The 12,171-nt window shown below is 46.1% G+C and carries 13 protein-coding genes; 9 read left to right on the top strand and 4 right to left on the bottom strand.

Features of this window, described 5'->3' with window-relative positions; genetic code table 11:
* The first annotated feature begins 34 nt into the window (after positions 1 to 34).
* Complete coding sequence (locus DOM22_RS03610) at positions 35 to 559, top strand: MarR family winged helix-turn-helix transcriptional regulator (RefSeq protein WP_142699075.1); 525 nt, start codon at positions 35 to 37, stop codon at positions 557 to 559.
* A 124-nt stretch (positions 560 to 683) separates the two neighbouring features.
* Positions 684 to 1,082 (top strand): four-helix bundle copper-binding protein, encoded by a 399-nt coding sequence (locus DOM22_RS03615; protein ID WP_142699076.1) that lies wholly within the window; start codon positions 684 to 686, stop codon positions 1,080 to 1,082.
* Here DOM22_RS03615 and DOM22_RS03620 read toward each other — a convergent pair.
* The 4 genes from DOM22_RS03620 to DOM22_RS03635 all read right to left on the bottom strand — a co-directional run bounded on the left by DOM22_RS03620 (position 1,077) and on the right by DOM22_RS03635 (position 5,129).
* Positions 1,077 to 1,844 (bottom strand): DNA-binding domain-containing protein, encoded by a 768-nt coding sequence (locus DOM22_RS03620; protein WP_142699077.1) that lies wholly within the window; start codon positions 1,842 to 1,844, stop codon positions 1,077 to 1,079. The two genes, DOM22_RS03615 and DOM22_RS03620, sit on opposite strands and share 6 nt — an antisense overlap.
* The gene (locus tag DOM22_RS03625; protein ID WP_142699078.1) at positions 1,813 to 2,667 is read right to left on the bottom strand and encodes a DUF692 domain-containing protein; all 855 of its coding nucleotides are present in this window, start codon (positions 2,665 to 2,667) and stop codon (positions 1,813 to 1,815) included. Before DOM22_RS03625 ends, DOM22_RS03620 begins: the two co-directional genes overlap by 32 nt.
* Complete coding sequence (locus DOM22_RS03630) at positions 2,664 to 3,263, bottom strand: YceI family protein (RefSeq protein ID WP_142699079.1); 600 nt, start codon at positions 3,261 to 3,263, stop codon at positions 2,664 to 2,666. The genes DOM22_RS03625 and DOM22_RS03630 overlap by 4 nt, the downstream gene beginning before the upstream one ends.
* 444 nt (positions 3,264 to 3,707) lie before the next feature.
* A complete protein-coding gene (locus DOM22_RS03635; RefSeq protein WP_142699080.1) occupies positions 3,708 to 5,129 on the bottom strand; it encodes a S8 family peptidase in 1,422 nt (473 codons plus the stop codon).
* Between the two features lie 248 nt (positions 5,130 to 5,377).
* Here DOM22_RS03635 and DOM22_RS03640 point away from each other — a divergent pair, with 248 nt between their 5' ends.
* From DOM22_RS03640 to DOM22_RS03670, 7 genes are all read left to right on the top strand, one after another.
* Positions 5,378 to 5,926 carry an NADH-quinone oxidoreductase subunit B gene (locus tag DOM22_RS03640; RefSeq protein WP_142699081.1) on the top strand — a complete coding sequence of 183 codons (549 nt, stop codon included), beginning with the start codon at positions 5,378 to 5,380 and terminating at the stop codon, positions 5,924 to 5,926.
* Positions 5,913 to 7,595 (top strand): NADH dehydrogenase (quinone) subunit D, encoded by a 1,683-nt coding sequence (gene nuoD / locus DOM22_RS03645; RefSeq protein WP_142699082.1) that lies wholly within the window; start codon positions 5,913 to 5,915, stop codon positions 7,593 to 7,595. Before DOM22_RS03640 ends, nuoD begins: the two co-directional genes overlap by 14 nt.
* 16 nt (positions 7,596 to 7,611) lie before the next feature.
* Complete coding sequence (locus tag DOM22_RS03650; protein ID WP_142699083.1) at positions 7,612 to 8,085, top strand: NAD(P)H-dependent oxidoreductase subunit E; 474 nt, start codon at positions 7,612 to 7,614, stop codon at positions 8,083 to 8,085.
* Complete coding sequence (gene nuoF / locus DOM22_RS03655; RefSeq protein ID WP_142699084.1) at positions 8,085 to 9,377, top strand: NADH-quinone oxidoreductase subunit NuoF; 1,293 nt, start codon at positions 8,085 to 8,087, stop codon at positions 9,375 to 9,377. The genes DOM22_RS03650 and nuoF overlap by 1 nt, the downstream gene beginning before the upstream one ends.
* Entirely contained in the window at positions 9,358 to 10,923 is a 1,566-nt protein-coding gene (locus tag DOM22_RS03660) for a 2Fe-2S iron-sulfur cluster-binding protein (RefSeq protein ID WP_142699085.1), read from the top strand. Before nuoF ends, DOM22_RS03660 begins: the two co-directional genes overlap by 20 nt.
* A complete protein-coding gene (locus DOM22_RS03665) occupies positions 10,920 to 11,444 on the top strand; it encodes an NADH-quinone oxidoreductase subunit I (RefSeq protein ID WP_142699086.1) in 525 nt (174 codons plus the stop codon). The genes DOM22_RS03660 and DOM22_RS03665 overlap by 4 nt, the downstream gene beginning before the upstream one ends.
* A gap of 323 nt (positions 11,445 to 11,767) precedes the next feature.
* Positions 11,768 to 12,154 (top strand): hypothetical protein, encoded by a 387-nt coding sequence (locus DOM22_RS03670; RefSeq protein ID WP_142699087.1) that lies wholly within the window; start codon positions 11,768 to 11,770, stop codon positions 12,152 to 12,154.
* Positions 12,155 to 12,171 lie beyond the last annotated feature (17 nt).

Here is a 12,171-nt window from a genome sequence, read left to right on the forward strand (position 1 = left end):
TAATAGAAGCAAAATAACTACCCAGGAGACAAAAATGGCGAAATTATTTATTCAGGACTTGCCGACGGAACAAGAGTTAAAAGCTTCTTGCGGAGATCTGCACACGGAAGAGGTGGATGCAGGAATTCTTCACTCGAACCTTCTTTTCATGAAGGTGGCAAATGAGTTGGACAATCACCTTGAAGGTGTACTATCCAAATACAGTCTTTCCAGCGGACGATTCACACTTCTTTACATGCTAAGAAACGCACCAGAGGGACTAAGCCCTTCTGCACTCGCTTCTAAAGCAGGAGTGACGCAAGCAACGATTTCGGGCTTGTTGAACAATATGGAGAAGAATGAATTGATCGTGCGCGAAACACATGTAAAGGACGGTCGTTCTTTTGTGATCAAATTGACACCAAAAGGCGACAGCACTTTGAAAGAGATTTTCCCACAGTGGTATCCACGCTTGAAAGAGTTTTGGGCGCAACAGTTCTCCCAAGAACAATTAGTTGCCTTCAAAGCGACTCTCGAAGAAATGATCAAAAAAACCGAAGTCCTCGGGACTGAAGGTTAGTCCTAGCTAACAAGGCCCTGATAGGAAACACGGGGCCTTGTTGCAATCTAACAAAATCCCAATAGCCTGACGCTTTTCCCATAGAATAAAGGTGAGACCTTTAATCTTGATCGGGAGGTGTGTTATGGCGTCGATTCCAATGCAAGACAGCGACATGGCGAAATGTATTAAAGCGTGCATGAATTGTACAAAGGCATGTATGGAAGCTCTTCACTATCTGCTGCAGCAAGGTGTGTCTGGAAAGCAAATAGCGATGTTGCAAATGTGTACAGAGGCCTGTCAGCTTTCTTCAAAAATGATGTTGGCGGATTTAGAGTTTCATCATCAAGCATGTGAACTTTCTTTTGAACTTTCGACAGCGTGTGCGGCGATCTGCGCCTCCTATGATGACGAACTCATGGCTCGATGTGCGGAAACTTGTCGTTACTGTTCGGAAACTTGCCGAGGAATGGCAGGCATGACGGTGCAAATGAAAGGAACCGCGAAAGATCTTCGCAGCCCCCTTCCTTCGACTCGTTTATAATTCCTCAATGTCGTCAATAATGCCTGCTCTCATCAATGTGCTGAATAATTTGGTGTTGTCAGCAGGCGAGATGACTTCCGAGAAGCCCGAAAGCGCTTCCGAAATATTTTTGCCTTCCTGCAGATCCAAAATAATTTCAGCGTGAGTCGGATCAAGGGCTTCCACCAATAGTTGCCCCTCTTTTTTATAGATCAAAACACTCTCTGGCTGATTCCAATTGATTTCCTCATAGGCGTACCGCGGCTCTTTGCGGCGCTTCCACAGTTCAGTAGTCGAATACATGCTTTGAAAAACTCTCATCGCAGCGATAAAGCTGATGCGAAAGTTATTTGAATGTTCAAAACGTTTGATGTCGTCCTGAGGTAGGGGATTTGGAGTGGCCGCATTTTGAACTTCCTTAAGAAGCCATTCGAATTGTGCCAGATCCTGCAAAAATGGAATCCCCCGGGTTTTGGAAGTCAAAGACAGGTACTCGCAAAAGTTCGCTCCATAATCCGTCAGTCGATAAGGAACAGTTGGTTGCGAAGCGATGTAACGAGCCGTGATATCATGAAACAGCTCGGGGCCCAAAACCCAAGCCACGGTTTCATAGGTTTTCGCCAACGCACCTGCAAGTTTCGAATAATAAATGTCGTGATAGATTTCGAATCCCAGATTCAGAGGCAGATTTCCCGCGGGTCGCAGTTGCTCCAGCGATGGATTGTCCACTTCTCCGTTCAGAACATTTTTTTTAAACAGATGCTGTGCTTCGCTCAAGCTCATTGTTGTTCTCCAATATAAAAGAAGCTTTGATCACTTCCATTTCCAGTTCGCTGAATTCAGGAACATTGCGATGTCTTTCAATTGCGATCGGCAAGTGGCGAATATGTGGCGCCAGGAGCTTAAATAAATCCCATACAGGGCGTGTGATTTCCGACGCCTTTCTGTCCAGCCAATAGGATTCAGTTTCTGTGGGACCAGACAGGTGAACTTGCACGACTTGATTCAGCGGAAGGTTTTGCAAATATTTGTGGGGATTAAATCCATGGTTTTGTGAGTTCACGAAAAGAGCGCCCAAATCCAAAACCAAACCACATCCTGTTCTTTTTGCAACTTCGGCTAAAAATTCCGCTTCGCTTTTGTCGTTTTTCGCGAAATCCACATAGGTCGCGATATTTTCTAAGGCGATCACCATCTTAAGCTGGCTTTGTACGGAATCGATATTGTTGCAAACAATTTGCAGACTTTCCTGATTGAGCGGAAGGGGAAATAGTCCATGCAGGTTTTCGCGGCTTCCTCCGGTCCAGGCCAAATGATCTGAAACCAAAAAAGGTTCCGCGCGCTCGATTAGGTTTCGAAGTTCCCGCAAGTAATTTGAATCCACGCCTTCCGCGTTGCCGATATTCAAATGCGAACCATGAAGGGCGATGGGATAGTCGTGGCGCAAGTTCTCCAAGACTTCCATCGAACGACATAGGGGATTCATGTAATCCTCGGTGGCGGCTTCAAACCACGCGACGTCGGTCAGGGGTTGATGTTCTAAATATGAAAAGTGAGAAGGGTGTAAGCCCATCCCCACTTTAAAGTTTGGAGTTTGATATCTCATTTTGCTTTACCTGGGAGGATCGCTTCTCCTTCGATTTCAACTTCGATGTTGTCGCCAACGACAACGCCCCCAGTTTCCAAGGCTTTATTCCAGATCAAACCGAAGTCTTTGCGATTCAGTTTTGTTTCGATTTCGAACCCTATGCGGCGAACTCCCATTGGATCTGTCACCGCACCTTTGTATTCAACTTCCAAGGTCGCGTCTTTCGTTATTCCGTGGATCGTAAGTTTGCCTTGAACCTCTTTCGGTTTGGCGGTGTCATAGATCACCTTAGTTCCTTTAAAATCGATCGTTGGAAATTTCGCTACGTCCAGAAAGTCGGGACTCTTTAAATGCTTATCGCGATCGGCTTGATTCGTGTTGATGGAATCAGCCTGAATTTTAACAACAACATTGTCGAGTTTTTGAGATTTTTCGTCGAAATCAAAGCTGCCTTCAAATTTTTCAAAGCGGCCTTTTACTTTCGAGATCACCATGTGGGGGACTTTGAAAGTGATGCTGGTGTGGGCTGGGTCGATTTGGAATTTGGCAGCTTGGGCCGAAGTTGCGAAAAATGCAGTTAGTAACAGGGAAGTGGCTATTCTCTGTGGACGCATGAAGTACCTCGCTTTTTTGGTTTTTTTTGCTGGTATTAATCGTTTTTCGGACAGTGATTAGAGGCAAATTACGGTTCTGAAAACGCTTTCTGGAATGCTGAATTACACAGTCATTGCTACACCACGATCGGCAGTTTTAAATCTGCTGGTCGCACACCCGCAGCTTCGTCGGCACGCCGTCCGGGCTCAACCGTGGCTCGCCTGCGGCGAGTGCGCGCCATCGTGGCGCCCACGGAGGCCGACTTCGTGCGGGCATGCGCCCAGCAGCTTTAAAACTGCCGACCGTGGTGAACAGGCTTTAATTCACAATCCGTTGCTCTGGAATTTTTTGGAGTGGAGAGAATAAAAAAAGGAAGGCGTTGAGCCTTCCTTTTTTTAGATTTGGGATTTTGGATAAAAAAAGGGAGCTTGGTTAGCTCCCTTTTTTTGTTGGGTCTTTTGAAATTAGAATTTCAGAAGAGCGCCTACGTCTAGTTTGCCGTTGGATGTTACTTTGCCGTTGAGGGCTGGGATTGGTTTTGCAGAACCAAGAACCGCTGCTTTAACATCCTGCCATGATTTTTCTGGGTGAGCTGACCAGTAAAGGGCCGCTGCGCCGGCTACGTGTGGAGTGGCCATAGATGTGCCATCCCATGTTGCTTTGAAACCGTATTTATCGATTACGATGTCAGAGTAGTTGTTGAATACAGTTGTTGAGAACACAACGACGCCTGGTGCGCCGATGTCTACTGAACGGTTGCCCCAGTTGGAGAATGAACCCAATTGGTCTTTGGCGTCGATTGCTGCCACAGAGATGATGATGTCGTGTGGGTAGCTTGAAGGGTAAGCAGGGGCCGCGTCGTTGTCGTTATCGTAGCCAACGCCTTTGTGGCCGTTACCAGCCGCTGCGATGAACAAGACACCTTTATCTTGGGCGAATTGAACTGCATCGCGAAGAGCTTTGTTTTCTTGGCCTGCGTTTGGATCTTCGCCTTCAGAGCCCCATGAGTTGCTCATGATTTTTGCGCCGTTGTTAACTGCATAGTTGATCGCTTTGATAGCGTCAGCAGTGGTGCCTTGACCTTTTTCAGAGATGAAACGCAAAGACATGATTTTTACATTAGGTGCAACGCCGGCGATACCTTTGCTGTTGTTGTTGCGAGCGGCAACGTTACCAGCGCAGTGAGTGCCGTGACCTGGGTTACCACCTTTGAAAAGGATATCCAGTGGCTCCATAGAAAGGTCGTAAGGTTTGTTATCGTTAGAAACAAAGTCCCAACCAATAGTGTCGTCGATATAGCCGTTGCCATCATCGTCGATACCGTTGTTAGCGATCTCTTTTGGATTTCTCCAAAGGTTCGGCAAAAGATCTTCGTGAGTATAGTCCACGCCAGTGTCGATCACGGCTACAACCATGTCTGGTGAACCTTGAGTGACTTTCCAAGCTTCAACGACACCGATGTTGTTCATACCCCATTGTTTATCGAACATTGGATCCGCGCCCGGAGTTGATTGCGGAGCGTTAGGAATTTCTGGGTTGTCTTTGATCGCCAAAACTTGTGGCTCTGGGTTGCGACGCAACATTTTTGCCAAAGCAGCTCTGCGCAATGGATCTTGGATGCGATAGTCTTCCATCAAATGAATTGGATAGTTCGGTTGAACGTACTCAACCGCTGGATTTTTCACCAAAGTGTTTAAACTCATGGATTTTGGAGCTTGAACACGAACTAGACTTTCCGTGATTTTCTCTGTTTTTGCCCCTTGGATTTCTACATCTTCGTAGCCAGGTGCTAGTTTAATAAGCAAATCTTGCGTTTTATGCTGAGCTTGAGCGCCCAAAGCGAATGCAAGAACGGCGGCAGATGTGAACACAGCCATCTTAGTCATGAAAACTCCTTTCAAAACAATCCTTGTTATGTGGTTACACAGTTCGATTTCTAAACTGATGTTTGAGTCGAAATTTAAGTCTGTGTTCAATCGAGAGGAGAATCAATTTCATTTGCGACGACTATGGGTTTTGCTAGGGTGCGTTGAAGTTGCGCGCAGAGAGGTTTACGATGAGTATCTAGTTGTCAGGACTACGGTTTTTCGTTAGTTACTTAATGATAGCTAATTGAAATTGCAGAGGTGTATTTATGCACAAAGATGAAGTGCAAGGTTCCGCGCTCGGGACTCAAGCAGCAGACGATCAGTCGCGCGATGTTGCGTTCACGACAAAGCTTGATCATATCGTTGCTTGGGGACGCAAAAACTCATTGTGGCCAATGCCGTACGGTACTGCTTGTTGCGGTATTGAATTCATGTCGGTGATGGGACCGAAATATGACCTAGCTCGTTTCGGAGCTGAGGTTGCACGTTTCTCTCCTCGTCAAGCAGACTTACTTGTGGTTGCAGGTACGATCACTGAAAAGATGGCTCCCGTCATCGTTCGTATCTACCAACAAATGCTTGAGCCAAAATACGTAATCTCCATGGGCGCATGTGCAAGCTCTGGTGGTTTCTATCGTGCGTACCACGTTCTACAAGGCGTTGATAAAGTCATCCCTGTCGACGTGTACATCCCAGGTTGCCCTCCAACCCCAGAAGCGGTGATGGACGGTATTATGGCTTTGCAAAAAATGATCGCAGATCACACTCCACGTCCGTGGAAAGACAACTGGAAGAGCCCATATGAGCAAGCTTGATACACTAAAACAAAACCTAGCGGGCCGCTTTAACACAGCGAACTTCAAATTCATCAGCGCTGTTGGCGATGATGTTATCGAAGCTCCAAAAGAAGACGTGCCAAAACTTTTGATGTACTTGAGAGAATCAGGTTCATTCGATTTCTTGATGGACGTTTGCGGAGTGGACTACCCAACTCGTGAAAAACGTTTCGACGTTGTCTACAACTTGTTCTCTTCCAAAGACAACTCTCGTTTGCGTATCAAAGCGCAAGTGGGCGAGGGCGAGTCTATCGGTACAGCGATTCCAGCTTACCGTGGTGCAGACTGGTTTGAACGCGAAGCATACGACATGTTCGGTATCAAATTCGAAGGTCATCAAAACCTGCGCAGAATTTTGACTCACCACCAATTCGTGGGCCATCCGCTTCGTAAAGACTACGATGCTGATCACCAACAATCTTGTACGGCTTCTTTGCCAATTCACTTCAACAACGAACCGGGTTCTCCTGGGGATGTTTTGAATGATAAATATGTTCCTTTGAACATCGGTCCTGCCCATACAGCAATGCACGGAACACTTCGTGTGATGGCTGAGATGGACGGCGAAACAATCGTTCGTTGTAATAACGAAATCGGTTACCTTCACCGTTGCTTCGAAAAAATGGCCGAGACTCACCCGTACAATCAGGTGATTCCATACACGGACCGTTTGAACTACTGCTCGGCTCCAATGAACAATATTGGTTACTGTAAAGCAGTGGAGCGTTTGTTGGGCGTTGAAATCCCACCAAAAGCCCAAGCAATGCGTATCATTCTTGCGGAGCTTTCCCGTGTTATCGACCATACGATTGCAATCGGAACTGGCGCGATGGACTTGGGTGCTTTGACTTCATTCTTCTATATGTTCGGTTTGCGTGAACAAGTTTATACATTGTTCGAAAAACTGTGCGGTGCTCGTCTTACGGTTTCTATGACTCGCGTAGGTGGTATGGCTCAGGACGCTCCCGAAGGTTGGTTCGACGAAGTTTTGGCTCTTTGTAAAGAGCTTCGCCGTGGAACTGATGAAATGGCGGGAATGGTTGTCGACAATAAAATCTTCATCCAACGTACTCGCAATGTTTGCGCAGTTTCTGCAGCAGACGCGATTCAATGGGGTTACACAGGTCCTTTGCTTCGTGCTTCCGGCGTGAACTTGGATTTGCGTAAAGCCACTCCATATTATGGATATGACCAATTGGATTTTGATATTCCAGTGGGCACAACGGGCGATATTTACGACCGTTACTTGGTTCGTTTCGAAGAAATGCGCCAATCTATCCGTATCATCGAGCAAGTTTGTAAAAACGTACCAGCGGGCGATTACACGATCCGCGATAAAGGTATCGTTCTTCCAGAGAAAAAAGACGTTTACGGAAACATCGAAGGTTTGATGAACCACTTTATGTTGGTGATCAAAGGTCTTCGTCCACCGGTTGGCGAAGTTTACGATGCAACGGAAGCTGCTAACGGTGAGTTGGGCTTCTACCTTGTATCTGACGGCTCTGCGAATCCGTACCGTTTGAAAGTTCGTCCACCATGTTTCGCTATTTACCAGTCTTTCCCGACTGTGGTTAAGGGCGCGATGTTGGCGGATGCGATTGCGACAGTCGCTTCGATGAATCTTATCGCCGGCGAACTAGATCGCTAATTTAGAGGGAATAACGATGTTTAAACTTTCTGAACAAGGCTTGGCTAACGTTAAAAAAGAACTTGCTCGCTATGAAGCGAAAGAGTCTGCGATTATTCCAAGTCTTTATATTGCACAAAAAGAAAACAGTGGCTTCATCACGCCAGACATTATCCGTCACTTGTCTCAAGTAATGGATATTCCTGAAGCGCGTATCAATGAAGTTTTCAAATTCTATACAATGTTTAACCAGGAGCCTGTTGGTAAATACCACGTTCAAGTTTGCACGAATATTTCTTGTGCTCTTGAGGGTGGTCGTGAAATGGCCAGCCACATCTGTAAAGAGTTGGGCGTTAAGCTTAACGAAGTGACAGCTGATGGCCGCTTCACAGTATCCAAAGTTGAGTGCCTGGGTTCCTGCGGAACAGCTCCAATGATGCAAGTGAACGACACTTATCACGAGAAGCTAACTCCTGAATCAGCGATGAACTTGTTGAGAGGTATGAGATAATGTCTGAAACAAAAGTTCTTACAGAATTCTATCATTTGCCAGAGTATCAAACTCTTGCAGGTTACAAAGCTAAAGGCGGTTACGAAACTTTGCCGAAAGCTTTGAAAATGCAACCTCAAGCAATCATCGACGAAGTGAAGGCTTCTGGTCTTCGTGGTCGTGGTGGTGCGGGTTTCCCGACGGGTATGAAATGGGGCTTCTTGCCAAAAAATGGCGAACCTCGTTACCTACTTTGCAATGCCGATGAAGGTGAGCCGGGAACATTTAAAGACCGTATGATGATGGAGCGTGCTCCTCATCAATTGATCGAAGGTATGATTATCTCTGCTTTCGCGGTTGGTTCACACAAAGGTTATATCTACGTTCGTGGTGAATATGTATTCCCAATCGAATGTCTGAATAAAGCGATCAAAGAAGCATACGATGCAGGTCTTCTTGGTAAAAACATCCTGGGTTCTGGTTTCGACTTTGACCTGGACGTGTACCGTGGTGCCGGCGCGTATATCTGCGGTGAAGAAACTGGTATGATTTCTTCTTTGGAAGGTCTTAAAGGCCAACCAAAATTGAAACCTCCATTCCCAGCAGTTCAAGGTTACTTGCGCAAACCAACTATCGTGAACAACGTAGAAACTTTGGCAGCAGTAACTTACATCGTAAAAGATGGCGCTCAAACTTACCGCAAACACGGGACTGAGAAATCAGCAGGAACTAAATTGTTCTCTGTATCTGGTAACGTGGCTAAGCCTGGTAACTATGAAGTTCCACTGGGTTACCCTTTGTTGGATCTTATCAACAAAGAGTGCGGTGGTATGAAACCAGGTCGTAAATTGAAAGCGATCATCCCGGGCGGATCTTCTGCTCCGGTTTTGACAGCTGAAGAATGTGCGAAAGCGAATCTTGATTACGAATCACTTGCGGGCTTAGGCACAATGCTTGGTTCTGGTGCAGTGATCGTGATGGATGACTCTCAATGTATGGTTGATATGTTGGGTGTTTTGACTCACTTCTACGCTCATGAATCATGTGGTCAATGTACTCCATGCCGTGAAGGGACTGGTTGGCTGAACAAGATCCTTCATTCGATCTTGGAAGGCCGTGGCCGTCTTCAAGATATCGATTTGTTGGTGAAAGTTGCTGACAACATGAAAGGTAAAACAATCTGCGCTCTTTCAGACGCTGCTGCTTTGCCGGTTCTTAGCTTTGTAACTAAATTTAGAGATGAATTTGAATTCTACGTTCGTGAAGGACGTTCGAAAGTAAAAGGAACGACATATGCCGAAATGCACCATTAATGGCAAAGAAGTCGAAGTAAAAGAAGGCTCGTCGATCATCGAAGCCATGCAGGTATCGGGCGATCGTATCGCTCACTATTGCTGGCATCCAGGATTGAGCGTAGCAGGTGTTTGTCGTCTGTGTGTTGTGGAGATCGAAGGAAATCCACGTGTTCAGATCGCGTGTAACACGATGGTTACCGAGGGCATGAAGATCAATAACACGTCTGAAAAAGTTAAAGACACTGTTAAGTGGGGTCTAGACTTCCACTTGATCAACCATCCTTTGGATTGCCCGATCTGTGACCAAGCTGGTGAGTGCGGTTTGCAAGATCAATACATGGAGTACGGTAAGTACGATCCAGAAATGGCCGAAGCGAAAGTTAAGAAACACAAAGTTGTGGATTTGGGACCTACAGTGGTTCTGGATTCTGAACGTTGTATCTTGTGCTCTCGTTGCGTTCGTTTCACTGAAGAAGTTTCTAAAACAAACGAGTTGGGTCTGTTCAACCGTGGTGACCGTACTGAAATCGGTACTCACGATGGCATGCCTTTGGATAACAACTACTCTTTGAACACAGTCGACATCTGCCCAGTGGGTGCGTTGACTTCCAAAGACTTCCGTTTCCGTCAGCGCGTTTGGTATCTAAAAGACGGCGACAGCGTTTGTAACGGTTGCTCTACTGGTTGTAACATCAAAGTATACTACAACAAGGAAGGCCTTTTCCGTATCAAGCCAGTTTACAATGAAAAAGTAAACGGTCACTGGATGTGCGACAGCGGTCGTAATGCCTATAAATTCGTGAACCGCGAAGCTCGTCTTCTTAAAGGTGTGGCTCGTGGCGTGGAAATGGCTCCAGGTGCCGCAGCTAAGAATGCTAACGAAGTTTTGAAAAACACGGCGGGCGATGCGATCGCTTTGGTTTTGACAGCGCAGTACACTCTGGAAGAGTACGAAGCGATTATCAAAACGTTCGTTGAAGAGTTCAAAACTAAAAAAGTATTCTTCTGGATTAACAACAAAGAAACTTTCGACAGCTTTGACGGTTTGTTGTCTCGCGGAGACAAAAATCCAAACACGAAAGGTTTGCTGAAAGTGATGGAAAAACACGGCATCACTGCGACTTGGAATGACTTGTCTGCAGGTCTTGCAAACGGTTCTATCAAAACTGTTGTGGTAGCGGGTCCAGAGAACCAAGTAGTATTCCCTGAATACGCTGAAAGATTGAAAGAGCTTTCTAAAGCTCAAAACTTGATCTGGATGCAATCAGGTAAGAATGAAGCTTTGTCTGCTTTGACGGGTAATGTTTGGATCATTCCAATGAAAACATTCGTTGAAAAAGACGGTACATTCATCAACTACTCTGGTCTTGAACAAAAGATCAAAAAAGTAACAACTGTTGTTTCTGAAGCTCTGACTTTGACAGAGGCGGCTTTGTTGTTGGCTGGTAAAAACTTGGCAATGCCGATGACGGCGCCTTTCATGCCAACAAATCAACGTCCTGACCAAGTTGAGTTGGAACACCGTAAGAAGAATGAGTTTGTATTCAGAAGAGGTAGCCTATGAGCGTAATGCAAAATAACTCGGAAAAGTCCAAGTGGTACTTGCCGGGCGTATTAGGTGGCTTGTCCGTAACTATGAAACACATGGTTACGAATCTTTTGAACCGCAAAAAAATGATGACTTTGAACTATCCGGAAGAGAAGTACGATTACTCTCCGCGTTTCAAAGGTAATCACGTTTTGACAGTTAAAAAAGACGGATCTCTTCGTTGCACAGCTTGTATGTTGTGCGCGACGAACTGTCCTGCTGAATGTATCAAAATCGTTGCAGCAGAACATAACGATCCAGCTGTTGAAAAATTTCCGATCGCTTATGAAATTGATATCCTTCGTTGCGTATTCTGCGGTTTCTGTGAAGAAGCTTGCCCTGTAGACGCGATCCGCTTGGGACCTGAATGGCAAACTCCAGCGGTGAATGGTGGTCAGTTCATTTACGACATCAACCACTTGGCGTACCGTCCGAATCTAAAGGGTGGTATCCAAACGCATGTGGATGACGAAGAACGCCACAAGCAAGGTATCTAACGGTCGGTTGATGAAAAGCAGCCGGCTGACTTCGTTGTCGGGCTGCTCCCATCGCTGCGACGTACCTGCAGTACGCCTCCGCGCTGGAATCAACCCTCCGCCTTGCATCCGACTACTTTTGATCAACCTTGGTTTTCGGTTTTGCGGATGGGAAATGAAATAGATTTTTTGAAAGGACTGAGCAGACTCGGTCCTTTTTTTTATCCGGAGGTATAATCCGCATCAACGCCAGCGGTTACCGAAGCGGAGATAACCTCCTCCGAAACCTCCATTTTCGATTTTCTATTTTCGTTTCAAGCGGTACGCTTGAAACAGGGGGTTCCATGAAAAGCATGTTTGTTGGTCTCTTGCTAAGTCTTCTTCCTCTGGCTTCGTTGGCCCAGGCGCACGCCGAATTTGAAATGATCGAGCCTGCGGGCGATCAGTACTACAATTATAATTTTGGTTCTACTTTCGTGAACTCTCGCAAGTATGTCGACTTCACTGTGACGTCTGTGGGGGATGAGCCTCTTGAGCTTAAGAAACTTGCGATTGCCGGTGGGTTTGTTTTTGATGCTCAAACAAATTGCCCAGATTCTTTACCTGTCGGTCAGAAGTGCACGGTTCGCACTTTCTTCTGGCCTCGTGAAAAGAAATTATATTCGGGTCGCTTATATATGGTATTCGCTCACGGTCGTTCGATTGTTAATCTTGCGGGGCGAGGAATTTAGTTATTGAGGGCGCCGTT

It is taken from the genome of Bdellovibrio sp. ZAP7 (assembly GCF_006874645.1).
GTDB lineage: Bacteria > Bdellovibrionota > Bdellovibrionia > Bdellovibrionales > Bdellovibrionaceae > Bdellovibrio.

Bases quoted from the DNA above. Each gene is read 5' to 3' on its own strand.
- DOM22_RS03610 (WP_142699075.1), top strand. From the start codon at position 35: ATGGCGAAATTATTTATTCAGGACTTGCCGACGGAACAAGAGTTAAAA.
- DOM22_RS03615 (WP_142699076.1), top strand. From the start codon at position 684: ATGGCGTCGATTCCAATGCAAGACAGCGACATGGCGAAATGTATTAAA.
- DOM22_RS03620 (WP_142699077.1), bottom strand. From the start codon at position 1,844: ATGAGCTTGAGCGAAGCACAGCATCTGTTTAAAAAAAATGTTCTGAAC.
- DOM22_RS03625 (WP_142699078.1), bottom strand. From the start codon at position 2,667: ATGAGATATCAAACTCCAAACTTTAAAGTGGGGATGGGCTTACACCCT.
- DOM22_RS03630 (WP_142699079.1), bottom strand. From the start codon at position 3,263: ATGCGTCCACAGAGAATAGCCACTTCCCTGTTACTAACTGCATTTTTC.
- DOM22_RS03635 (WP_142699080.1), bottom strand. From the start codon at position 5,129: ATGACTAAGATGGCTGTGTTCACATCTGCCGCCGTTCTTGCATTCGCT.
- DOM22_RS03640 (WP_142699081.1), top strand. From the start codon at position 5,378: ATGCACAAAGATGAAGTGCAAGGTTCCGCGCTCGGGACTCAAGCAGCA.
- nuoD (WP_142699082.1), top strand. From the start codon at position 5,913: ATGAGCAAGCTTGATACACTAAAACAAAACCTAGCGGGCCGCTTTAAC.
- DOM22_RS03650 (WP_142699083.1), top strand. From the start codon at position 7,612: ATGTTTAAACTTTCTGAACAAGGCTTGGCTAACGTTAAAAAAGAACTT.
- nuoF (WP_142699084.1), top strand. From the start codon at position 8,085: ATGTCTGAAACAAAAGTTCTTACAGAATTCTATCATTTGCCAGAGTAT.
- DOM22_RS03660 (WP_142699085.1), top strand. From the start codon at position 9,358: ATGCCGAAATGCACCATTAATGGCAAAGAAGTCGAAGTAAAAGAAGGC.
- DOM22_RS03665 (WP_142699086.1), top strand. From the start codon at position 10,920: ATGAGCGTAATGCAAAATAACTCGGAAAAGTCCAAGTGGTACTTGCCG.
- DOM22_RS03670 (WP_142699087.1), top strand. From the start codon at position 11,768: ATGAAAAGCATGTTTGTTGGTCTCTTGCTAAGTCTTCTTCCTCTGGCT.